This is a genomic window from Paraburkholderia sp. ZP32-5 (genome assembly GCF_021390495.1).
GTDB lineage: Bacteria > Pseudomonadota > Gammaproteobacteria > Burkholderiales > Burkholderiaceae > Paraburkholderia.
In genome coordinates this window covers 3760990-3782346 of sequence record NZ_JAJEJP010000001.1, presented here as the reverse complement: position 1 = coordinate 3782346, position 21357 = coordinate 3760990, and the positions used below count along the sequence as shown (strand labels likewise).

General features: G+C 62.4%; 23 protein-coding genes and 1 tRNA gene. 20 read left to right on the top strand and 4 right to left on the bottom strand.

Annotation, left to right across the window (positions count from 1 at the left end; all coding sequences use genetic code 11):
- Positions 1-180: 180 nt before the first annotated feature.
- The 9 genes from hisA to tatC all read left to right on the top strand — a co-directional run bounded on the left by hisA (position 181) and on the right by tatC (position 5703).
- Positions 181-933 (top strand): 1-(5-phosphoribosyl)-5-[(5-phosphoribosylamino)methylideneamino]imidazole-4-carboxamide isomerase, encoded by a 753-nt coding sequence (gene hisA / locus L0U82_RS16445; RefSeq protein ID WP_233832330.1) that lies wholly within the window; start codon positions 181-183, stop codon positions 931-933.
- A 301-nt stretch (positions 934-1234) separates the two neighbouring features.
- The gene (gene hisF, locus L0U82_RS16440) at positions 1235-2008 is read left to right on the top strand and encodes an imidazole glycerol phosphate synthase subunit HisF (RefSeq protein WP_233832328.1); all 774 of its coding nucleotides are present in this window, start codon (positions 1235-1237) and stop codon (positions 2006-2008) included.
- A 1-nt stretch (position 2009) separates the two neighbouring features.
- Positions 2010-2420 carry a phosphoribosyl-AMP cyclohydrolase gene (hisI, locus tag L0U82_RS16435; protein ID WP_090802086.1) on the top strand — a complete coding sequence of 137 codons (411 nt, stop codon included), beginning with the start codon at positions 2010-2012 and terminating at the stop codon, positions 2418-2420.
- On the top strand, positions 2417-2812 hold the full coding sequence (locus L0U82_RS16430; RefSeq protein WP_233832326.1) for a phosphoribosyl-ATP diphosphatase: 396 nt from the start codon (positions 2417-2419) through the stop codon (positions 2810-2812). Before hisI ends, L0U82_RS16430 begins: the two co-directional genes overlap by 4 nt.
- A gap of 81 nt (positions 2813-2893) precedes the next feature.
- Positions 2894-3289 carry a DUF4870 family protein gene (locus L0U82_RS16425; RefSeq protein ID WP_233832325.1) on the top strand — a complete coding sequence of 132 codons (396 nt, stop codon included), beginning with the start codon at positions 2894-2896 and terminating at the stop codon, positions 3287-3289.
- 93 nt (positions 3290-3382) lie between these two features.
- A complete protein-coding gene (locus L0U82_RS16420) occupies positions 3383-3748 on the top strand; it encodes a histidine triad nucleotide-binding protein (RefSeq protein WP_233832324.1) in 366 nt (121 codons plus the stop codon).
- 319 nt (positions 3749-4067) lie between these two features.
- Positions 4068-4310 (top strand): Sec-independent protein translocase subunit TatA, encoded by a 243-nt coding sequence (gene tatA / locus L0U82_RS16415; protein WP_233832322.1) that lies wholly within the window; start codon positions 4068-4070, stop codon positions 4308-4310.
- Between the two features lie 48 nt (positions 4311-4358).
- Positions 4359-4886, top strand: coding sequence for a Sec-independent protein translocase protein TatB (gene tatB / locus L0U82_RS16410; protein WP_233832321.1), 528 nt, complete (start codon positions 4359-4361; stop codon positions 4884-4886).
- A 34-nt stretch (positions 4887-4920) separates the two neighbouring features.
- On the top strand, positions 4921-5703 hold the full coding sequence (gene tatC / locus L0U82_RS16405; protein ID WP_233832319.1) for a twin-arginine translocase subunit TatC: 783 nt from the start codon (positions 4921-4923) through the stop codon (positions 5701-5703).
- A 214-nt stretch (positions 5704-5917) separates the two neighbouring features.
- On the opposite strand, the gene L0U82_RS16400 is transcribed toward tatC, so the two are convergent.
- Positions 5918-7141, bottom strand: a complete 1224-nt coding sequence (locus tag L0U82_RS16400) for a Do family serine endopeptidase (RefSeq protein WP_233832318.1) — start codon at positions 7139-7141, stop codon at positions 5918-5920.
- A gap of 19 nt (positions 7142-7160) precedes the next feature.
- On the opposite strand from L0U82_RS16400, the gene L0U82_RS16395 reads away from it, so the two are divergent.
- From L0U82_RS16395 to L0U82_RS16355, 9 genes are all read left to right on the top strand, one after another.
- Positions 7161-7907 (top strand): Nif3-like dinuclear metal center hexameric protein, encoded by a 747-nt coding sequence (locus tag L0U82_RS16395; RefSeq protein ID WP_233832316.1) that lies wholly within the window; start codon positions 7161-7163, stop codon positions 7905-7907.
- A gap of 219 nt (positions 7908-8126) precedes the next feature.
- Positions 8127-8747: a ubiquinol-cytochrome c reductase iron-sulfur subunit gene (gene petA, locus L0U82_RS16390; protein WP_233833303.1), complete on the top strand. Its 621-nt coding sequence runs from the start codon at positions 8127-8129 to the stop codon at positions 8745-8747.
- A complete protein-coding gene (locus tag L0U82_RS16385; protein WP_233832314.1) occupies positions 8747-10126 on the top strand; it encodes a cytochrome b in 1380 nt (459 codons plus the stop codon). Before petA ends, L0U82_RS16385 begins: the two co-directional genes overlap by 1 nt.
- Before the next feature lie 23 nt (positions 10127-10149).
- The gene (locus tag L0U82_RS16380) at positions 10150-10905 is read left to right on the top strand and encodes a cytochrome c1 (protein ID WP_233832312.1); all 756 of its coding nucleotides are present in this window, start codon (positions 10150-10152) and stop codon (positions 10903-10905) included.
- A 95-nt stretch (positions 10906-11000) separates the two neighbouring features.
- A complete protein-coding gene (locus L0U82_RS16375; RefSeq protein ID WP_006052302.1) occupies positions 11001-11612 on the top strand; it encodes a glutathione S-transferase N-terminal domain-containing protein in 612 nt (203 codons plus the stop codon).
- 66 nt (positions 11613-11678) lie between these two features.
- Positions 11679-12179 (top strand): ClpXP protease specificity-enhancing factor, encoded by a 501-nt coding sequence (locus L0U82_RS16370; protein WP_233832311.1) that lies wholly within the window; start codon positions 11679-11681, stop codon positions 12177-12179.
- A 19-nt stretch (positions 12180-12198) separates the two neighbouring features.
- Positions 12199-12274 (top strand) — tRNA-Thr (locus tag L0U82_RS16365).
- Positions 12275-12819: 545 nt separating this feature from the next.
- On the top strand, positions 12820-14979 hold the full coding sequence (locus L0U82_RS16360; RefSeq protein WP_233832310.1) for a glycoside hydrolase family 28 protein: 2160 nt from the start codon (positions 12820-12822) through the stop codon (positions 14977-14979).
- Between the two features lie 554 nt (positions 14980-15533).
- Positions 15534-16658 (top strand): methyltransferase, encoded by a 1125-nt coding sequence (locus tag L0U82_RS16355; RefSeq protein ID WP_233832308.1) that lies wholly within the window; start codon positions 15534-15536, stop codon positions 16656-16658.
- A gap of 146 nt (positions 16659-16804) precedes the next feature.
- Here L0U82_RS16355 and L0U82_RS16350 read toward each other — a convergent pair whose 3' ends face one another.
- Complete coding sequence (locus L0U82_RS16350) at positions 16805-18076, bottom strand: TIGR03862 family flavoprotein (protein WP_233832307.1); 1272 nt, start codon at positions 18074-18076, stop codon at positions 16805-16807.
- Positions 18077-18728: 652 nt separating this feature from the next.
- Here L0U82_RS16350 and L0U82_RS16345 point away from each other — a divergent pair.
- Positions 18729-18938 (top strand): DUF1059 domain-containing protein, encoded by a 210-nt coding sequence (locus tag L0U82_RS16345; RefSeq protein WP_233832306.1) that lies wholly within the window; start codon positions 18729-18731, stop codon positions 18936-18938.
- Between the two features lie 99 nt (positions 18939-19037).
- Here the strand turns inward: L0U82_RS16345 and L0U82_RS16340 are convergent, their stop codons facing one another.
- Entirely contained in the window at positions 19038-19358 is a 321-nt protein-coding gene (locus tag L0U82_RS16340; protein ID WP_233832304.1) for a DNA-binding protein, read from the bottom strand.
- Between the two features lie 385 nt (positions 19359-19743).
- On the opposite strand from L0U82_RS16340, the gene L0U82_RS16335 reads away from it, so the two are divergent.
- Positions 19744-20586: a class I SAM-dependent methyltransferase gene (locus L0U82_RS16335; protein WP_233832302.1), complete on the top strand. Its 843-nt coding sequence runs from the start codon at positions 19744-19746 to the stop codon at positions 20584-20586.
- A 145-nt stretch (positions 20587-20731) separates the two neighbouring features.
- Here the strand turns inward: L0U82_RS16335 and L0U82_RS16330 are convergent, their stop codons facing one another.
- On the bottom strand, positions 20732-21286 hold the full coding sequence (locus tag L0U82_RS16330) for a DUF1415 domain-containing protein (protein ID WP_233832300.1): 555 nt from the start codon (positions 21284-21286) through the stop codon (positions 20732-20734).
- Between the last annotated feature and the right edge of the window lie 71 nt (positions 21287-21357).

Sequence of the window (21357 nt, the reverse complement as noted above, 5' to 3'; positions counted from 1 at the left end):
CGCTTTTCTTCATTCCGTTGCCGCGCGCCACGAGCGTGCCGCGACGGCCTGGCTGCAGACCGGCGCCCCGCTGGAGCGCCGAAAGAGTTGTACTAAACTAGCGAAACGGCGTTTTGGCGGGCTGGCTGACCAGCCGCTGCCGCCGACCTTCAACCCACTCCCAGACAACACCCGATTGCTATGCTGCTGATTCCCGCCATCGACCTGAAAGATGGTCAGTGTGTACGCCTCAAACAAGGCGATATGGACCAGGCGACGATTTTCTCCGAGGAACCGGCGGCAATGGCCCGACATTGGGTCGAGCGCGGCGCGCGGCGTCTCCATCTGGTCGATCTGAACGGCGCGTTTGCCGGCAAGCCTAGGAACGGCGATGCCATCCGCGCGATCCTGGATGAAGTGGCCGGCCGGATCCCCGTGCAACTGGGTGGCGGCATCCGCGACCTGAACACGATCGAGCGCTATCTGGACGACGGCCTGTCGTACGTGATTATCGGTACGGCGGCGGTGAAGAATCCCGGCTTTCTGCAGGACGCGTGCACCGCGTTCGGCGGCCACATCATCGTCGGTCTCGACGCGAAAGACGGCAAGGTCGCGACCGACGGCTGGAGCAAGCTGACCGGCCACGAAGTGGCCGACCTCGCGCGCAAGTTCGAGGACTACGGCTGCGAATCGATCATCTATACCGACATCGGCCGCGACGGCATGCTGCAAGGCATCAATATCGAAGCGACGGTGCGCCTCGCGCGCGCGGTGAAGATTCCGGTGATCGCGAGCGGCGGCCTGTCGAATCTCGCGGACATCGAGTCGCTGTGCGAAGTCGAAGACGAAGGCATCGAAGGCGTGATCTGCGGCCGCGCGATCTATTCGGGCGACCTCGACTTCGCGGCGGCGCAAACGCTCGCGGACCGGCTGCGCGAATCGGACGACGCTTGATGCAGTGGCGCTGTGCGTCGGCTGGTTGAATTGGGCTCACGCACCGGCTTCGTGAGATAGCTTTGATAGCGGTGCTGCGCTGACTTTGGTTGGCGCCAGCTGTCCGCAGGCCCGCGGCAATCAGGCGAAGGTGGCTACAAGCGGAGCGCGCGTCACTCACGATGCGCGCAACGTTCTACCGGCACCCGGCCGAAACTCCTTTCGCGGCGCGACGCGGCTGAGCCGCTCTGTCGCGCCGACACCGTGCCGCTTGCTCCGTGGCGAGCGGCCTCATCAGCGGTATTGGCAGAATTGCACGATCATGGCTCTAGCTAAACGCATCATCCCCTGTCTCGACGTCACCGCTGGCCGGGTGGTCAAGGGCGTCAATTTCGTCGAGCTGCGCGACGCCGGAGATCCGGTCGAAATCGCGCGCCGTTACGACGATCAGGGCGCCGACGAACTGACCTTTCTCGACATCACCGCGACCTCGGATCAGCGCGATCTGATCCTGCCGATCATCGAAGCGGTCGCCTCGCAGGTGTTCATTCCGTTGACGGTCGGCGGCGGCGTGCGCGCGGTCGAAGACGTGCGGCGCCTGCTCAACGCCGGCGCGGACAAGATCAGCATGAACTCGTCGGCGGTCGCGAATCCGCAGCTCGTTAAGGACGCCACCGACAAATACGGCTCGCAGTGCATCGTCGTCGCGATCGACGCGAAGCGCGTGTCGGCCCATGGTGAAACGCCGCGCTGGGAAGTGTTCACGCACGGCGGTCGCAAAGCGACTGGGCTCGATGCGATCGAATGGGCGCGCAAGATGGCCGAACTCGGCGCCGGCGAAATCCTGCTGACCAGCATGGATCGCGACGGCACCAAGAGCGGCTTCGATCTCGCGCTGACACGCGCGGTATCGGACGCGGTGCCGGTATCGGTGATCGCGTCGGGCGGCGTCGGCAACCTGCAGCATCTGGCCGACGGCATCAAGGACGGTCACGCGGATGCGGTGCTTGCCGCGAGCATCTTCCACTATGGCGAATATACGGTCGGCGAGGCCAAGCGCTTCATGGCCGACCAGGGCATTTCGGTGAGGTTGTAACGTGACGAATCCCTCGGCAGTGAACTGGCTCGACAAGGTGAAGTGGGACGCGAACGGCCTCGTGCCGGTGATCGCGCAGGAAGCATCGACGAACGACGTGCTGATGTTCGCGTGGATGAACCGCGAGGCGTTGGCGAAAACTGTCGAAACCGGCCGCGCGGTGTATTTCTCGCGCTCGCGCCAGCGCCTGTGGTTCAAGGGCGAAGAGTCGGGCCACGTGCAGCACGTGCATGAAGTGCGGCTCGATTGCGACGAGGACGTCGTGCTGTTGAAGGTCGAGCAGGTGTCGGGCATCGCGTGCCACACCGGCCGCCATTCGTGCTTTTTCCAGAAATTCGAAGGCTCGGTGGACGATGGTGACTGGCAGGCCGTCGATCCCGTGCTGAAAGACCCCGAACACATCTACAAATGACGCAATCCACGCAAAATCCGTCGTCCGCCGACGCTTCCACGCTCGACACGCTGCTGCGCCTCGCTGCTGTGATCGATAGCCGCAAGGGCGGCGATCCGGACCTCTCGTACGTGTCGCGCCTGTTCCACAAGGGCGACGACGCGGTGCTGAAAAAGATCGGCGAAGAAGCCACCGAAGTCGTGCTGGCCGCGAAGGACGTGCGCCAGGGCGGCGCGCCGAAGGCGCTGGTCGGGGAGGTCGCGGACCTGTGGTTTCATTGCCTCGTGATGCTGTCGCATTTCGATCTGAGCCCGGCCGATGTGGTGGCCGAACTGGAGCGCCGCGAAGGTTTGTCGGGCATCGAGGAAAAGGCGCTGCGCAAGAGCCGCGAGCGCGAGCAGAACGGCGACTGAGCGACGCCTGCGCATTTGTGCTTGAAGTCGTGAACACCGGCGCTCATATTGCGAGTAATGCACCCTCGGGAGGACGCAAGCATGGAACAGTCGCAAGGAAGCTATCCGCCGCCGGTCTACCGCCATGCGATGGAGCCTGAACGCGAGCGCAGCCTGCGCACGCTGACCCATGTGCTGTACGCGCTCTACGCGGTGCACTGGCTGACGGGCGGGCTGACCATTCTGATCGCGATCATCATCAACTACGTGAAGCGCGATGATGTGGCAGGTACGCCGTACGAAGCGCATTTCGAATGGCAGATCCGCACGTTCTGGATGGGCCTCGTCGGCTACGCGATCGGGGCGCTGCTGTTGCTCGTGCTGATCGGCATTCCGGTGCTGTGGGCCGTCAGCATCTGGATGTTGTACCGTATTATCAAAGGCTGGCTCTATCTGTACGATAACAAGCCGCTCGCGAATCCGCGCGGCTGGGTCTGAGCGTCATCCGGTCCGTTTCATCGGGCCGGTGTTTTCGGGTCGGATCTCGTCGCGCCGCGCTTCGCGCTCCAGCCCTACCGTGTCAGGAATACGATGAGTCACGATCCGAACTGCCTTTTCTGCAAGATCGCCGCTGGCGAAATCCCGTCGACCAAAGTCTACGAAGACGACGAGTTCGTCGCCTTCCGCGATATCCGCCCGGCGGCCGAAACTCACGTGCTGGTGATTCCGCGCAAGCACATCGCGACGCTGTCGAACTGCACCGAAAGCGACGCGCCTCTGCTTGGTAGAATGCTCGTCTTGACGGCGCGTCTGGCTGAGCAACTTGGCGTCGCGTACACCGGCGGCGAGACCGGCTTTCGCACGGTCATTAATACCGGTCCGGGCGGAGGGCAGGAGGTGTATCACCTGCATGCGCACATTCTCGCGGGGCCGCGGCCGTGGCAACGCATGGGTTGAGCGGCGAGTGCACCTGGCGGGCCATACGCGCGGCCTGATATTGTGGGCAAGCCGTGGTTTTTTGGTCGAGGACAATAGCGCCGCCGTTGCTTTTACCGCATTTGTAATAACGTCGACGCGATCGCCCGGTCACAATGAATGTCATCGGTTGGCCGACGGTTGGGGCGCAAGCAAAGCGGGATCGTGTGCGGTAACGTAGAGATAGAGGAGACGAAGCAAGGGCGAAGCATTAATTCAAACGTCCGCGCTTCAGATTACGCCGTAAGGCGCACGAAATTTTCCGCATCGCGATACGGTGTGGGGGTTAAGGAGAGTAGTCATGGGTTCGTTGAGCATTTGGCATTGGTTGATCGTGTTGTTGATCGTGGCGCTGGTATTCGGCACGAAGAAGCTGCGCAATATCGGCGGCGATCTGGGCGGCGCGGTGAAGGGTTTCAAGGAAGGCATGAAGGAAGCAGAATCGCCGGCTGCGGATTCGCAGCAGCAGCGCGAACTGCCGCGTAATGGCGCAGTGGATGTCGAGGCGAAGGAAAAGACGCCGCATTCGAACGATTACCGCTAAGCCACGGCGCTCGCGCCGCTCCCGCGTTACTGACGGACATTCCATTTCATGCTGGACCTCGGTCTAACCAAGATGGCGCTGATCGGCGTCGTCGCGCTGGTCGTCCTCGGGCCTGAGCGCCTGCCGCGTGTCGCTCGCACGGCCGGCGCGCTATTCGGCCGCGCGCAGCGGTACATCAACGACGTAAAGGCCGAGGTCACGCGCGAAATCGAGCTCGACGAACTGAAGCGGATGAAGACCGAGTTCGAGAAAGCCGCGAGCAATGTCGAAAGCACGGTGCAGGACAATCTCCGCAAGCACGAGAACGAGCTGAACGACGCGTGGAACAGCGGCACGTCGGTGTCGCCGAGCATCGCCGGCGGCGCGCTCGAAGACGCCGGCAGCTCGGGCACGACGTCCTGGCCGATCACCACGCCGGCCGCCGCACCCAAACGCAAGAACTGGCGCGTCAAGCAGAGCGCCACGCCCACCTGGTACAAGCGTGCAAGCCTGCGCCGCACGCGCGTGCAGTCGGGCGCCGCGCGCGTCGCGCGGCATACGCCCGCCAGCCTGCGTCGTCCGACGCGGTTTTTCTGATGATCAGAACGACAATCTCTAACCGAGGGCCGGTGTGAGCGACCCCCAGCAATCCCCGAACGAAGGCGCCGAAGAGACCTTCATTTCCCACCTCGTTGAACTGCGTGACCGCATCATCCGTGCGGGGCTTGCGGTCATCGTCGTGTTCATTGGGCTCGTGTACTGGGCGCCGGACATCTTCCGGCTGCTTGCCCGTCCGCTGATGCAGAATCTGCCGAAGGACGGCAAGATGATCGTCACCGACGTCACCGGCTCGTTCTTCGTGCCGATGAAGGTCACGATGCTGGTCGCGCTCGTGATCGCGCTGCCGGTCGTGCTGTATCAGATCTGGGCATTCGTCGCGCCGGGGCTGTATCAGCACGAGAAGAAGCTGGTCATGCCGCTGGTGGCGAGCAGCTACACGCTGTTCCTGTGCGGGATGGCGTTCGCGTACTTCGTCGTGTTCCCGACCATCTTCCGCGTGATGGCGCACTACAACGCGCCGCTCGGCGCGGAGATGACGACCGATATCGACAACTACCTGAGCTTTGTCCTAACGATGTTCCTTGCGTTCGGCGTGACCTTCGAGGTGCCGATCGTCGTCGTGCTGCTGGTGCGCATGAACGTGGTCACGCTGAAGAAGCTCAAGGAGATCCGTCCGTATGTGATCGTCGGCGCGTTCATCGTGTCGGCTGTCGTGACGCCGCCGGACGTGTTTTCGCAGCTGATCCTCGCGGTTCCGCTGATCGTGCTGTACGAAGCCGGCATCATCGCGGCGCGGATCTTCGTCGGCAAGCGGCCGGTGGCGGTCGAGGAGGCGAGTCCGCCGTCGAGTTGAGTTCGTGTCGTGGGCCCGCGCCGTGCGCATGGGCGCGAGGGAAGGGCCGCGAAAGCGTGAGTCGATGAAAAAGGGCCGCCGTGATGGGCTGCCCTTTTTCGTTATGTGGACGTTTGGATTGTTGTTGTCGTTCGTTGGCTGCCTGCGCGTGCTGAGCGTAGCGCACCTTCAACCGCTCAGAGCCTCACCATCCCTAACGCCGCTCTTTCAACCATCAACCACCCTCATCGTCCGGCTGATCGCTGCCGCCGTTGTCGTCTTCTGCCTGCTTCGGCGGCGGCGGGCGTTTGCCGATCATCACGTCGAGATCGATCTGACGGCCCTTGCGCACCAGATGCACCTTCGCCGACGTACCCGGCTTGATCTGCGCGATCACGTTCAGCAGACGCGTGGTATCGGTGATCTCCTGGCCGTTCACGCTGATCAGGATGTCGCCGGGTTTGATGCCCGCGCGGTCGGCCGGACCGCTCTTCAGCACGCCTGCGACGATGGCGCCCGACTTCTGGTCGAGCCCGAACGACTCGGCGATCTCCGGCGTCACGTCCTGCGGTTCGACGCCGATCCAGCCGCGCGTGACCGAGCCGGTCGTGATGATGCTTTCGAGCACGCTGCGCGCGGTCGACACCGGAATCGCGAAGCCGATGCCGAGCGAGCCGCCCGAGCGTGAGTAGATCGCGGTGTTGATGCCGAGCAGGTTGCCGTTCACGTCGACGAGCGCACCGCCGGAATTGCCGGGGTTGATCGCCGCGTCGGTCTGGATGAAGTTTTCGAACGTATTGATGCCGAGATGGTTGCGCCCGAGCGCGCTGACGATGCCCATCGTCACGGTCTGGCCGACGCCGAACGGATTGCCGATCGCCAGCACGACGTCGCCGACGTGCGTCTGCTCCATGCGGCCAAGCGTGATGGTAGGCAGATGGTTCAGATTGATCTTCAGCACCGCCAGATCGGTTTCGGGGTCGATACCGATGACCTTTGCGCTGGCGGTGCGACCGTCGGCGAGCGCAACTTCGATCTGATCGGCGCCGTCCACGACGTGCTGGTTCGTTAGAATGTAACCTTCCGAACTCACTATCACGCCTGAGCCCAAATTCGAGGCCGGCTGCTCCTGCTGCTTGCGATTGTTCCGGTCGCCGAAGAAGTAACGGAACAACGGGTCTTTCGCGCGCGGATCGGGAGGCAGCGAGCCATCCTTGCTGGAGAACACGTTGACGACCGCGGGCATGGCCTTTTGCGCCGCATCCGCATAGGACGCCTCGGCATGGCCGTTGCCAACGCCTGGCGCCACTTCCCGCAGCGCGACGATCGGTTCGGCGAGTTGCCTGCCGAACTGCCCTTGACGCTGCAGCCACTGCGGTTTGAGGGTCGCAATGATGAACATCAGCGCCAACAGCACAGTCACCGCTTGGGCAAATAACAGCCAGAAGCGTCTAAGCATCTGAAGACTAGAGGGATATATGGATCGGATTGAACTTGAATTGTACTTGAACAACCTTCTCGAAATCGCCCGGTTCAAGGACTACTGCCCCAATGGATTACAGGTCGAAGGGCGTCGTCGGGTCAACAAGCTCGCGACCGGCGTGACCGCGTCGGTGGCCTTTCTGGAGGCCGCGCTCGACTGGGGCGCCGACGCGGTGCTGGTCCATCATGGCTACTTCTGGCGCAACGAGGCGGCGCCGATCACCGGCCGCAAGCATGCGCGCCTGAAGTTGCTGCTCGCGAACGACCTGAACCTGTTCGCCTACCATCTGCCGCTCGACGATCACCCGGAGTTCGGCAACAACGCGCAGATCGGCGAGAAGATGGGCTGGATCAGCGACGCGCGCTTCGGCGACAACGATCTCGGCTGGCTCGCCACGCTGCCGATGCCGATCACGCTGTCGCACCTGACGGCGGAGATCGAGCAGACGCTCGGCCGCACGCCGCTCGTGTTCGGCGATCCGGATAGCGAACTGCGCCGCATCGGCTGGTGCACGGGCGCCGCGCAAGGCATGTTCGATTCGGCGATCGCGGCTGGCGCCGACGTCTACGTGACTGGCGAGGTGTCCGAGTCGATGATGCATACGGCGGCCGAGAGCGGCGTCGCGTTCCTGTCGGCGGGGCACCATGCGACCGAGCGCTTCGGCGTGCAGGCGGTGGGCAAGCATCTGTCCGAATCGTTCGATATCGAACACCTCTTTATCGATATCCCCAATCCGGTTTAATTGCGAATTGCATTCACGAAGAAAAAGGCGCGAATAGCGTAGAAGACGCTTAAAAGGAGGTGCGAAAAAGTTTGCGATCGGTACGGAGAAACCCTTGGTTATCAAGGGGTTCGCACGGTTTTTGGCACTCGGCCCTTGTAAATGGCGACTCCATTCGCGCAAACTAGCGGCGGTAGAACCGACGTGAAGGAAAAATCCAACTCAGAAGTGGGGCGTGTGATGCGAGACAAAGAAGATGAACGCGTCGATGGCAGCCGCCGTAACTGGCTGGTAGCGACGACCGTAGCAGGCGGCGTAGGAGGAGTTGCCGTTGTCGTACCCTTTGTTAGTTCGTTTGCACCATCCGAGAAAGCCAAGGCCGCGGGTGCCCCGGTCGATGTCGATATCAGCAATCTGAAACCCGGCGACATGATGACCGTCGCCTGGCGTGGCAAACCGGTTTGGGTCATCAACCGCACGGACCGGATGCTCGCCGACGTGCAGAAAGCGGATAGCCAGGTAGCGGACCCTCACTCGCTGAATCCCTTCTCGATGCCGTTGCCGGAGTACTGCAACAACGAATTCCGTTCGCGCGCGGAGAACAAGCATCTTCTGGTCGCCGTCGCCGTTTGTACCCATCTGGGCTGCACGCCGACCCCGCGCTTTCAGGAGGGCCCACAGGCCAATCTCCCCGATGACTGGCCAGGCGGCTTTCTGTGTCCTTGCCACGGCTCGACCTACGATATGGCCGGCCGTGTGTTCAAGAACAAACCCGCCCCGCAAAACCTCGATATCCCGCGTTTCATGTTCACGTCCGCCACGGGCCTCGTGATCGGGAAAGACGAGAAAGGAGAAGCGTAATGGCGAGCGAACACGAAGTAGAGACGACCGGGCTGGCTGGTTGGATCGACCAGCGCTTCCCAATGACTTCCACCTGGAAGAAGCACGTTTCCGAGTACTACGCGCCGAAGAACTTCAACTTCTGGTACTTCTTCGGTTCGCTTGCCTTGCTGGTGCTGGTCAACCAGATCGTCACCGGCATTTTCCTCACGATGAACTACAAGCCCGACGCGACGCTCGCGTTCTCGTCGGTCGAGTACATCATGCGCGAGGTGCCGTGGGGCTGGCTGATCCGCTACATGCACTCCACGGGCGCGTCGATGTTCTTCGTCGTCGTGTATCTGCACATGTTCCGTGGGCTGATGTACGGCTCGTACCGCAAGCCGCGCGAGCTGGTGTGGATCTTCGGTTGCCTGATCTTCCTGTGTCTGATGGCCGAGGCGTTCTTCGGCTACCTGCTGCCGTGGGGCCAGATGTCGTTCTGGGGCGCGCAGGTGATCGTGAACCTGTTCTCGGCGATTCCGTTCATCGGCCCGGATCTGTCGCTGTGGATTCGCGGCGACTACGTGGTCTCCGACGTCACGCTGAACCGCTTCTTCGCGTTTCACGTGATCGCGATTCCGCTGGTGCTGGTCGGCCTCGTGATCGCGCACCTGGTGGCGCTGCATGAAGTCGGCTCGAACAACCCGGACGGCATCGAGATCAAGGCGAAGAAAGGCCCGGACGGCGTGCCGCTCGACGGCATCCCGTTCCACCCGTACTACTCGGTGCACGACTTCATGGGCGTGGCGGTGTTCCTGCTGATTTTCGCCGCGATCATTTTCTTCGCGCCGGAAATGGGCGGGTACTTCCTCGAAGCGAACAACTTCGTGCCGGCTAACCCGCTTCAGACGCCGCCGGAAATTGCGCCAGTGTGGTATTTCACCGCCTTTTATGCGATGCTGCGCGCGACCACCGACCCGTTCAAGATCGTGCTGATGATCGTGATCGCGCTGCTCGGCGTGCTCGCGCTGATCCGCGCACGCGGCAAGTGGCGGCTTGGTCTGCCGGTGCTCGCGGTGCTCGTGATCATCGCGATGGCGTTCACCGAGTCGAAGTTCTGGGGCGTCGTGGTGATGGGCAGCGCGGTGATCTCGCTGTTCTTCCTGCCGTGGCTCGACCGTTCGCCGGTCAAGTCGATCCGCTACCGGCCGTTCTTCCACAAGGTGTTCTACGGGATCTTCGTGCTGGCGTTTCTGACGCTAGGCTTCCTCGGCACGAAACCGCCGTCACCGGCCTCGACGCTGATCGCGCAGATCTGCGCGCTGATCTACTTCGCGTTTTTCCTCGGCATGCCTTTCTGGACGCGGCTTGGCAAGTTCAAGCAGCCGCCGGAACGGGTGCGGTTCAAGCCTCACTAATTGCGAGCCAGGAGAACACGAAGATGAAAAAACTGCTTTCGATGTGCGCGCTGATCGGCGCGACGATGCTTGCATTGCTGGCCGCCCCGGCTTACGCGGACGAGAATTTCCCGCTCGACCGGGCGCCGGATAACGCGGCCAATTTCGCTTCTTTGCAGCACGGGGCGCAATTGTTTGTAAACTACTGCCTGAATTGCCACAGCGCGAACCTGATGCGCTACAACCGGCTGACCGATCTCGGCATTACGCCGAGCGCAATCCAGGCCAACCTGCTGTTCACCACCGACAAGATCGGCAACACGATGACGGTGGCGATGCGCCCGGACGATGCGAAAGCGTGGTTCGGCGCGACGCCGCCGGATCTGTCGGTGGAGGCGCGGGCGCGCGGCAAGGACTGGCTGTACACGTATCTGCGCAGCTTCTATCGCGACGATACGCGGCCGACCGGCTGGAACAATCTGGTGTACGAGAACGTGAGCATGCCTCACGTGCTGTGGCAGCTCCAGGGGCAGCGTGCGGCGAAATTCGGCGACGAACTCGACGAAAAAACCGGCGAAACGGTACACAAATTCCTCGGTTTCACGCAGCTGACGCCGGGAACGATGTCGCCGGTAGATTATGATTCTGCTGTGGCCGACCTCGTGTCGTACCTGTCATGGATGTCCGAACCGACGCAGCAAACCCGCCGGCAGCTTGGCGTGTGGGTGCTGTTGTTCCTCGGTATCCTGAGCTTTTTCGCCTGGCGACTGAACGCCGCGTACTGGAAACATATCAAATAATCACGCCGCCACACGGCGTGGGGCCGGCGCAAGGAAAAACCAGCTGGACGGTTTTTCCACGCGCTGGCCCTTCAGCTTTTTGAGGAAACGTAAATATGATGGTTCTGTATTCCGGCACTACTTGCCCCTTCTCCCAGCGTTGCCGGCTGGTGTTGTTCGAAAAGGGCATGGACTTCGAGATCCGCGACGTCGACCTGTTCAACAAGCCGGAAGACATCGCTGTGATGAATCCGTATGGTCAGGTGCCGATCCTCGTCGAACGGGACCTGATTCTGTACGAATCGAACATCATCAACGAGTATATCGACGAGCGCTTCCCGCATCCGCAGCTGATGCCGGCCGACCCGGTGCAGCGCGCCCGCGCCCGCCTGTTCCTGCTCAACTTCGAGAAGGAACTGTTCGTCCACGTCGGCACGCTCGAGAACGAAAAGGGCAAGGCCGCCGAGAAGAATCACGAGAAGGCGCGCCTCGCGATCCGCGATCGTCTCACGCAACTCGCGCCGATCTTCCTGAAAAACAAGTACATGCTCGGCGAAGAGTTCTCGATGCTCGACGTCGCGATCGCGCCGCTGCTGTGGCGTCTCGATCACTACGGCATCGAACTGTCGAAGAACGCCGCGCCGCTGATGAAGTACGCCGAGCGCATTTTCAGCCGCCCGGCTTATATCGAAGCGCTGACGCCTTCGGAAAAGGTGATGCGTCGTTGAGTTTGGCTCAGGAGCGCGGGCGCCGCATCGGTTTGATGCGCGCCCGCGCCCGCAAGAGGACTGTTGATGCAAGAGATTTCCACGAAGCCTTATCTGCTGCGCGCGCTGTACGAGTGGTGCACCGATAACGGTTACACACCGCATATCGCGGTCCGCGTCGACAATCAGACACGCGTGCCGCGTCAGTTCGTGCGCGACAACGAGATCGTGCTGAACATCAGCTTCGAGGCCACCAGCCAGTTGCAGATGGGTAACGAGTGGATCGAGTTCAACGCGCGCTTCTCCGGCAAGTCGCACAAGATCGAGGTGCCGGTCGCCAATATTCTCGCGATCTACGCGCGCGAAAACGGCCAGGGAATGGCGTTCCCGGTCGAGTCGGCGGGCGGCGAGGCGCAGGATTCGGGGGCGGATGCAGCGGACGAAATCGAGCCACCGGCGGCCCCGCGCGCGGTCGAAGCATCGCCGGCCGAATCGGCCGCGGCTACCGACACCGCGTCGGACAATCCGCAGCCCGATGACGATGGCTCGAAAGGTGGCGGAAGGGCTCGCCTTAAGATCGTGAAATGAAGTAGAATCACGGCCTCATGCCGGTTTAGCTCATCAGGTAGAGCGCTTGACTTGTAATCATGAGGTGGCGGGTTCGAGTCCTGCAACCGGCACCAGTTAGCTTCCAGTAGTACCCAGCATTACCCGGAAAACCCCGCGAGACTGAGTCCGCGGGGTTTTTCTTTTTCTGCCGTTTGAAGACGGGTCGCGAGTGCAATCCAAAGACGCGCTGATGCGAGTCGTGTTGCATGTTTCCGAGGAATTCATGCGTTTGATATCTAGTCAGACAACCTAAAACCGGGACAGACAACCTGGATCCAGGCGCTTCGAATATCCCATTGGCGCCGAATGCCACGGGATCGGCTCGGCATCATCTCTATTTCATGGCGTAACTCCGCTCAACTTGCAGCAGCAGCTTCATTGATTTTCTTTTTAAGTTATCGTATGTCATATATCTATAGTCACGAGGGAAAATCCGTATACGTGAATTTTCCCCGATGAACGGAAAATTTTCCCTGGAGAACGGCGCTAGTTAGCCTACTTTTCGTAAGGTTAGTTAAAGTAATTTATGTGTCGTCGTACAAGATGACCCTAGAAATCCGCACCTGCGATCGCTGCAGGGCGAGTCCCAACCAACAGGGCAACAGGAGACGAAGGTTTTATGGCTAAAGACGTGGAAGGTTTATCCAACGACGCGTGCGCGCAGCGCCCGCAATCGCCGGCTCGCCGCAGCTTTCTCGCGTTCGCGGGCGTCACGGCCGGTGCGGGGCTGCTGGCCGGCTTGCCCGGTTGTGGCAGTTCCACCGATTCGCCTGCCGCGAGTGGTAGCGGCGGCACAGGAACCCCATCCGGCCCGGACACCGCCGCGGCCGATCCGATCTGGGGCACGAATGGTCAGGCCACCGCGATCATCAACAAGCTCGCCAACATCACGCCGTCGATGTTCCCGTCGGTCGATTTCCAGGTGACGAGCTATGGCGCGCAGCCGCTGCCGGCCGCCGCGCTGATCCAGTCGACCGCATGGCCCGGCGGTCCGATCCCCTGGGTGACGGGCGGCACGGAGCAGACCGCACATCCGACCAGCGACCTGCAAAGCCCCGGCTCGAACGTGATGGTGCCGTGCGACTACACGGACACTGCGTATGATGCTTGTGCCGCGTTCAACGCCGCGATCCACGCGGCGAATCAGGCCGGCGGCGGCCGCGTGGTCGTGCCGGCCGGCAACTGGTATTGCGGTGGCCCGATCGTGCTGCTGAGCAACGTGAACTTCCACCTGACCGCGGGCTGCACGATCTATTTCAGCCCGAATCCGGCCGACTACGCGAAGAACGGTCCGTATCCGACCGCCAATGGCAACCTGTACTGGACGCGCTGGCAGGCCAACGACTGCCTGAACTTCGGCTCGCCGATCTACGCGTATCAGCAGAAAAACATCGCGGTGACCGCCGACGACAACACCTGCGTGCTGAACGGCCAGGCGATGACGCCGATCCAGCAGAGCAGCCAGGCCCCGACGTCGTGCTGGTGGACCTTCAAGGGATCGAGCAGCACGTACGGCTGCACCAGCTCGACGACCACCACGCAGGCCTTCGCCAACCCGAACAACACCGTGTTGACGAGCCTGCCCGCGTCGCAGATCACGAATCCGAAGGCCAACCTGTCGTTCACGAACCAGGATGGCGTGACGACGACGCTGATGACGCTGCTCACTGTAACGGGCTGGAATCAGGATCAGAACTACCTGCCGGCGCTGTCGGAGCTGGGCGTGCCGGTCCTGAACCGCGTGTTCGGCAACGGACACTATCTGCGTCCGTGCATGGTTGAGTTCATCGGTTGCACGAACGTGCTGCTGCAGAACTACCACACGCAGAACACGCCGTTCTGGCAGCACCATCCGACTGGCTGCTCGAACGTCGTGATCGACGGCGTGTTCGCCGACAGCGTCGGCCCGAACAACGACGGCTTCGACCCGGACGCGTGCAACGCGGTGCTGGTGCAGAACGTCCAGTTCAACACCGGCGACGATTGCATCGCGATCAAGTCCGGCAAGTGCCTCGACACCGAATACGGTCCGATGCAGAACATCGTCGTGCAGAACTGCACGATGCAAAGCGGCCACGGCGGTCTGACGATCGGCAGCGAAATGAGCGCGGGCGTGCAGAACGTCTACGCCCGCAACCTGACGATGCAGAACGCCAATTGGGCGAGCAACCCGCTGAACATCGCGCTGCGCTTCAAGACCAACATGAATCGCGGTGGCTTCATCAACAACGTGTGGATCAACGGCGTGACGCTGCCGAATGGCGTGAACCTCGCGGGCAAATTCGGCGGCGGCGCGCTGGGCGCAGGCATCCCGGGTTCGGTCCCGGGCACGGGCACGGTCGGTCTCGTCAGCAACCCGTCGACGGGCCAGGGCGGCCTGATCACGTTCGACTGCGACTACAGCCCGTCGGGCGACGCGGTGCGCTGGAATCCGGCGACGATCAACAACGTCAACATCTCGAACGTGAACGCGACCAATGTGTCGGGCAGCGTCACGTACGCGATGACGTCGGGCTTCACCGCCGGCGCGAACTCGTGCTTCCAGGCGCTCGTCGCGCAGGGACCCGTGGCCGCGGACTACAACGGTCCGCTGCCGGTGCCGACGGTCTCGCCGATCACCGGCGTGACGATCTCGGACTGCAACCTGGGTACGCCGGTTTGCGCGGGCCCGGCATCCTCGACCGTGCCGGGGCCGCTGTTCGTGGTCAACACCAACGGCATCACGCTGAAGAACGTGGTCGTTGCGGGTACCACGTATAACTCGGTACTGACGGGCTGATTGGTCTCGCGCCGGCGGATGCGCATCCGCCAGCGTGAGTATCTGTGTCGACTGGAACAGATCAGCGCATTGAAAAGTGAAAAGCGCCGTCGGATTCGACGGCGCTTTTTTCTTTTTTGCGAGGTGATGAGGCATCGGTGATCGGTGCGAAACCCTTGCTGGGCGGGCTCACCCAGGCGAGGTGAGTATCACGATGGATCAAAAATCACGCTATCTATTTCACCTTGTCTGTTGTGGACAAATTTGTCCATTTCAACTCAATCCCGATTTTTTAGGTCTTGAATTTAGAGTTCTCATTTCTCATGGGTGAGAGCCCGAATGGCTCAAAAATCACGCTATCTCTTTCACCTTGTCTTTTTTGGACTTATTTGTCCGGAATCGGTATGGTCGCTGTCTATCATCAGGTTCCTCGCCGGGGTATGTTTCGCCATCAATCCAGCGGGGCCGGTGCGGTACCATTCGAGCGTCGCCCGCTCTGCCCATCGGGCTAGCGAACGTTTCGGGCCGCCACCGCGGCCCGTGTCACCGGCGACGCAACATCGACTCCTTTGATCATGACCAGCCCCGCAACTCTCACCTGGCCCGAAGCCGACGGCCCGCGCACCGCGCGCTGGCGCTCCGAAGCGGCTGTGCCGCCGCCGAAACGCGTCGTCGTCGCCGATGACCGCACCACCGCCGATTCCGCCTACCGTCTCGCCTGCGAAGGCACCGCACTTCTGTGGAAGGGTGACTTCCAGAACGCGCGTCAACTGTTGCTGGCGGTGACGCGCCGGCTCGAACGCAAGCCGCGCAAAACGGGCGCGACCCCGGTCGACGCGTTCAACCTGCATCGGCAGGCGCAATCGCAGCGCGCGCGCACGCTCGGCATGATCCTGATTCCGCTCGATGCGGACTACGGCATTACGCTGCGCCGCGCGCCCGACGTGCGCGAGGCTTGCACCGAAGCCTATGGGGCTGCCACTGGTGACGCGTTGGTCGTGTCGCTGCGCGAACTGCTGGGGCTGATCGGCGCGCACGAATGGCGCAAGAAGGGCGTCGAGATTCCGGCGCTCGGCGAGCGCATCCATCCGCATTACGGCGTGTTTTCGCCGGTGCGCGGCGAGTATGTGGATCTCGTCGCGCGCACGCCGTTGCCTTCACTCGACAGAGCGTTCGATATAGGCACCGGTACCGGTGTGCTGGCTGCGCTGCTCGCCAAACGCGGTGTGAAGCAGATTGTCGCGACCGATCAGGATCCGCGTGCACTCGCGTGCGCACGGGAGAACCTCGCGCGGCTCGGCTACGCGCAGCAGGTCGAAGTGGTGCAGGCCGATCTGTTTCCCGACGGGCGGGCTCCGCTCGTCGTCTGTAATCCGCCGTGGGTGCCGGCGCGCCCCGCGTCGCCGCTCGAATACGCGGTCTACGATCCGGACAGCCGGATGCTGCTCGGTTTCCTGAACGGCCTTGCCGATCATCTGACGCCGGACGGCGAGGGCTGGCTGATCATCTCGGATCTGGCCGAGCACTTGGGTTTGCGCACGCGCGAGTGGCTGCTTGCCGCGATCGACAATGCGCGGCTGACGGTGGCGGGGCGCGAGGATATTCGTCCGCGGCATCCGAAGGCGGCTGATAAAAGCGATCCGCTGTATGCGGCGAGGGCGGCCGAGATTACGTCGTTGTGGCGGTTGAAGGCGCGGTGAGCGCGGTAAACGTGCAGAAGCCGCGCGGAAGCGCGGCGGCAACATAACCGCACTCTGCGTTGCGCGGCGCGTGTCACGCAGTCGTATCGCGCATTGCTACGGTGGTATCGACCGGTGTTATCACGCGCTGGCGTCGCGCCCTTGTGTCACGCTTGAGCGTCGCGCGTTTCCAAATACACGCAGACTCCACGGCCGGCCACCATTCCGCTGGCAAAACACGCAGTCAACAGATAGCCGCCAGTCGGCGCCTCCCAGTCGAGCATCTCGCCCGCGCAGAAGGCTCCCGGCATTTGTTCGATCATCAGATTGCCGTCCAGCGCCTCGAACGGAATGCCGCCGGCGGTGCTGATCGCTTCGTCGATCGGGCGAGGGCGCAGCAGCCGCACCGGCAATGCCTTGATCGCGTTCGCTAAGCGGGGGGCATCGGTGAACGCTTCCTTCGGCAAAATCTCGTGCAATAGCGCCAGCTTGACCCCGTTGATGCCGATTCGCCCATGCAGATGACTCGACATCGACCGTGAGCCCCGCGGCCGCGTCACTTCGTCGATGACTCGCTCCAACGGCAAGCCTGGCGCCAGATCCAGCGAGATCGTGACGTCGCCGTCGGCCAGAATTCGCTCGCGAATCGGCGCCGATAACGCGTAGATCAGACTCCCTTCGAGGCCTGTTTCGGTCAGAAGTGCTTCACCTTGTCGATTGTGGACTTTTTCGTCTACATCGGCCAGCGTGATCGCCACAGGCTTGAGCGGTTGACCCGCGAAACGCGCACGCAGGTAGGGGCTCCAGTCCGCGTCGAAGCCGCAGTTCGAGGGCCGTAGCGGCGCTACCGGCACGTTGCGCGCGGTCATCAGTGGGACCCACGCGGCGTCGGAGCCGAGGCGTGGCCAACTGGCGCCGCCAAGTGCAAAGACCACCGCGTCGCAGTCCGCCACCTGCTCGCCATCGGGGGTGTCGAAGCGAAGCCGATGCGCGGCGGTATCGCTGGCAGCCGGTGCCCAGCCGCTCCACTTGTGACGCATATGGAAATGCACACCCGCTTCGCGCAGCCGATGCAGCCACGCGCGCAGCATCGGCGCGGCCTTCATGTCGGACGGAAAGACTCGCCCGGAACTGCCGACGAATGTCTCGATGCCCAGCTCGTCCAGCCATGCGCGCAACGCGTCGGGGCCGAACGCATCGAGCAGCGGTGCGATCCGCTCGCGACGCGCGCCATAACGGCCGAGGAACGGTTCGAGCGGCTCCGAATGCGTGATGTTCATGCCGCCCTTACCGGCCATCAGGAATTTGCGGCCGACGGACGGCATTGCGTCATACACATGGACTTGCACGCCGCGCCGGGCGAGCGTCTCGGCGGCCATCAGACCGGTGGGGCCGCCGCCGATCACGGCGACGCGGGCGGAATCGAGCGAGGATGGCATGCGGTTCGGCGGGTAAGCGGGAGGGGAAGGCGGCGCGCCGGCCGGCCAAATAGGCTGGCGGTGCGAAGGGCGTTATTGTCACATTGCGCGGGGTGAGGGGCAAACGTCGGGCGAAGGCGGGGCAAACGGTCGGCGGATGCGGAGAGAGGGTCTCGCCGATAGCGCGGCAAGCTGGCCGCATACGGATTGTGTGCAGTAGGTCACCGGCCGGCGCCAAGAGCAATACGCACGCCTACGCCAACGCTGAGACCAGACCGAGACTGAGCGGCCAGGCCGCCCCGAGCCCCGAGCTCCGAGCCCCGAGCCCCGAGCCCCGAGCCCCGAGCCCCGAGCCCCAAGCCCCAAGCCCCAAGCCCCAAGCCCCAAGCCCCAAGCCCCCAGGGCCCCAGGGCCCCAGGCCGAAAAAGACAGGATTCAGTCCCCCCAGTTGTCCTCACACTCGCGCGAGCCGCTTCGCTCCCCACCCACGCGACCTATACTTTTCAAACACCTTCCGTCGGACGCCGTTCGCGTCACTCCCCGCATTCAAACCACCCTCGTTGCCCGCCCGACGCATGCGTGACCACGCATCGCCGCCGTGCCACGGCAGCCCGCGTGCCGCGTGCGTGTCGAATCGATGGACAGGCCGATCGTCCCGATCAAGGAGGTTGTCATGAGCCGCAAGTACATCGACTGTCGCGAGTTTCCAAGCGAAATGAACTGCACTGTCGCGCTGTCCGCCGACAGCACCGACGAGTTGCTCGAAGCCGCCGTCCAGCACGCGGTCAGTGTTCACAAGCACACGGATTCGCCGGAACTGCGCGCGCAACTGAAGACGCTATTTCACGAAGGCACACCGCCGGCGGAGGCGCCGCGCGCGTGAGAGGCCGTCGTGGCGAAGGGAGGGAAGCGAGGCTTTGCGTGGCGAGCGGCGCAACGCCGCTCGCGGATCGCAACGAGGTGATGGCACGGCCTGGCGATACTAGCCCGGATAGGCTTCGTCGACTTTCAGCCCGGCGAGCTTGAAGATGACCCGCAGCGTTTGCGGCTTGATATCGCGTCGCGACGCGAGCGTCGTCATGATGAAGTCGAGCACCTTCGCGTATTTGAGCATCGTCAGGCAGGTTTCGAGGTCGACGCTGCCGTCGCGCATTACTTCGGCGAGCCGCAGCATCTCCGTCGAGATGTCTCGCGCCATCTCCAGTTCGAGCTGCTGCTTCTCCGTCCATGCCGGCGTCGCGATGAGCTTCGCCAGCATTTCCTGAAATTTCTGTTCGACGTTTCCGTTAGGTACCGTATCCATTGCCGCCTCTTCTATCATCCAAGCCCGCGTGCCGCTGCGAAGCCGGCGCGCTGCTGGTCAGTAATGTTCGACCCCTGTTCCGGGACCGCCCTCCCCACATGCATCCGGCTCGCTTGTCCGCCCGATGGCTGGACAGCGTCCTTTTCCAGGCGACACGGCTTGCACCCGCGGGCCCAGCGGGTGTGCAAGCGGTTTTTGGTCAGGCCTGAAGCGTTTTTGTGCGCTGCATTGTCGAGCAGGACGCGTTCCAGGTCGACCGATTGTCTCGCTTGATCTGAGCGGCCAGCTCGCTGGGAGTGCCGCACTTTGGGTAAACTGGCAGCAACTTTTCTCTTTTTCCGTCATCTGTCGCACGTTCGCGTTGCAATCGATGGCGGTTCACACGATGTCCGGCAAAACCCACGAAATCCGTCCCAGCCAGTCCGTCGAGCTGCTGAAGGAGCTCCATATCCTCACTCGCGACGGCAAGATGAACCAGGACAGCCGCCGCAAGCTGAAGCAGGTCTATCACCTGTTCCAGTTCATCGAACCGCTGCTCAAGGACCTGAAGGACGCACAGGGGTCGCTTACGCTCGTCGATCACGGCGCCGGCAAGTCATACCTCGGTTTTATCCTGTACGACCTGTTTTTCAAGGAGTTTCAGGACGCCGCTAGTGGGGCTTCGCACATTTACGGCATTGAAACGCGCGAAGAACTGGTGACGAAGTCCGAAGAGCTGGCCGCGCGGCTCGGTTTCAAGGGGATGTCGTTTCTGAATCTGTCGGTCGCGGAGTCGATCTCGTCGACGCGCTTGCCTGAGCAGATCGACATCGTCACCGCGCTGCACGCGTGCAACACCGCCACCGACGACGCGATCCGCTTCGCGCTCGAAAAGCATGCGAAGTACATCGTCGTCGTGCCGTGCTGCCAGGCCGAGGTCGCGGGCGTGTTGCGGCAGAACAAGGGTAAGGCGCTGAAGAATGCGCTGACGGAAATCTGGCGGCATCCGCTGCATACGCGCGAATTCGGCAGCCAGATCACCAACGTGTTGCGCTGTCTGCAGCTCGAAGCGCATGGGTATCAGGTCAATGTGACCGAGTTGGTCGGCTGGGAACACTCGATGAAAAACGAGCTGATCATCGCGCAGTACAAGGATCTGCCGCGGCGCCGGCCGACCGAGCGGCTCGGCGAAGTGCTTGATACGCTGGGGCTCGATACGTTGAAAGAACGTTTCTTTGCGCCGGCTTGAGACACGGTTCTTCGGGTTCTTTTTCGGGTATTCGGTGCTTTCCCCGCCGGCTACTTCGCGGCTCGTGATCAAGCGTTGCCGTGCGGTGCGGTGCCATTCCGGACAACCGTGGCGGCAAGCCTGAGCGCCGCCACGGTCACACATTTCACCGCTTCATCAACTCGTTCCAGCCGGCGAGGCCGATGCGCCGCAACGTCAGTTGGTTGTGCTCGTAAATCTCTTCCGCGTCCGGAAAGGCTTGCACTGCCCGCTCGATGCTGTCCTCGCGCAGCAGATGCAAGATCGGATAGGGCGCGCGATTCGTATAGTTTTCGATGTCTTCGGGCTCGCTGTCTTCGAACTGGTAATGCGGATGAAAGCTCGCGATCTGGATGATCCCTTCGAGCCGCAATTGTTTGATGAGCCGGTCGGCGAAATACAGGCAATCGTTGAAGTCGAGGAAGTCGCCGAGCGCGCGCGGCAGGATCAACAGCGTGGTATCGACGCGAGCCGGCTCGGCCGCGACGAGCGACTGCAACTCGGCTTCGAGATCGGTCAGCACCGCTTCGAGGTTGTCGGCGTCGCTGACCGCGTAGCGAATCTGCTCCTTCACGTACACCGCTTTCGCGAACGGGCACAGGTTCAGTCCGATCACGGCTTCCGTCAGCCAGTGACGGGTCGCGGCGATAACGGCATCGTGGGATTCAGCGGGCAACGGCATGGTGGGCGGACGCAGCGGGGAAAGGCGTCATTTTAACGGCGCGGATCGGCGTGGACCGGCGGGCGCGGGGG

Coding starts and splice junctions, on each gene's coding strand:
- L0U82_RS16420 (WP_233832324.1), top strand. CDS start 3,383: ATGAGTCACGATCCGAACTGCCTTTTCTGCAAGATCGCCGCTGGCGAA.
- L0U82_RS16425 (WP_233832325.1), top strand. CDS start 2,894: ATGGAACAGTCGCAAGGAAGCTATCCGCCGCCGGTCTACCGCCATGCG.
- hisF (WP_233832328.1), top strand. CDS start 1,235: ATGGCTCTAGCTAAACGCATCATCCCCTGTCTCGACGTCACCGCTGGC.
- L0U82_RS16335 (WP_233832302.1), top strand. CDS start 19,744: ATGTCCGGCAAAACCCACGAAATCCGTCCCAGCCAGTCCGTCGAGCTG.
- L0U82_RS16340 (WP_233832304.1), bottom strand. CDS start 19,358: ATGGATACGGTACCTAACGGAAACGTCGAACAGAAATTTCAGGAAATG.
- L0U82_RS16370 (WP_233832311.1), top strand. CDS start 11,679: ATGCAAGAGATTTCCACGAAGCCTTATCTGCTGCGCGCGCTGTACGAG.
- tatB (WP_233832321.1), top strand. CDS start 4,359: ATGCTGGACCTCGGTCTAACCAAGATGGCGCTGATCGGCGTCGTCGCG.
- L0U82_RS16330 (WP_233832300.1), bottom strand. CDS start 21,286: ATGCCGTTGCCCGCTGAATCCCACGATGCCGTTATCGCCGCGACCCGT.
- tatA (WP_233832322.1), top strand. CDS start 4,068: ATGGGTTCGTTGAGCATTTGGCATTGGTTGATCGTGTTGTTGATCGTG.
- L0U82_RS16345 (WP_233832306.1), top strand. CDS start 18,729: ATGAGCCGCAAGTACATCGACTGTCGCGAGTTTCCAAGCGAAATGAAC.
- L0U82_RS16350 (WP_233832307.1), bottom strand. CDS start 18,076: ATGCCATCCTCGCTCGATTCCGCCCGCGTCGCCGTGATCGGCGGCGGC.
- hisA (WP_233832330.1), top strand. CDS start 181: ATGCTGCTGATTCCCGCCATCGACCTGAAAGATGGTCAGTGTGTACGC.
- petA (WP_233833303.1), top strand. CDS start 8,127: ATGCGAGACAAAGAAGATGAACGCGTCGATGGCAGCCGCCGTAACTGG.
- L0U82_RS16375 (WP_006052302.1), top strand. CDS start 11,001: ATGATGGTTCTGTATTCCGGCACTACTTGCCCCTTCTCCCAGCGTTGC.
- L0U82_RS16380 (WP_233832312.1), top strand. CDS start 10,150: ATGAAAAAACTGCTTTCGATGTGCGCGCTGATCGGCGCGACGATGCTT.
- L0U82_RS16355 (WP_233832308.1), top strand. CDS start 15,534: ATGACCAGCCCCGCAACTCTCACCTGGCCCGAAGCCGACGGCCCGCGC.
- L0U82_RS16430 (WP_233832326.1), top strand. CDS start 2,417: ATGACGCAATCCACGCAAAATCCGTCGTCCGCCGACGCTTCCACGCTC.
- L0U82_RS16400 (WP_233832318.1), bottom strand. CDS start 7,141: ATGCTTAGACGCTTCTGGCTGTTATTTGCCCAAGCGGTGACTGTGCTG.
- L0U82_RS16385 (WP_233832314.1), top strand. CDS start 8,747: ATGGCGAGCGAACACGAAGTAGAGACGACCGGGCTGGCTGGTTGGATC.
- L0U82_RS16395 (WP_233832316.1), top strand. CDS start 7,161: ATGGATCGGATTGAACTTGAATTGTACTTGAACAACCTTCTCGAAATC.
- L0U82_RS16360 (WP_233832310.1), top strand. CDS start 12,820: ATGGCTAAAGACGTGGAAGGTTTATCCAACGACGCGTGCGCGCAGCGC.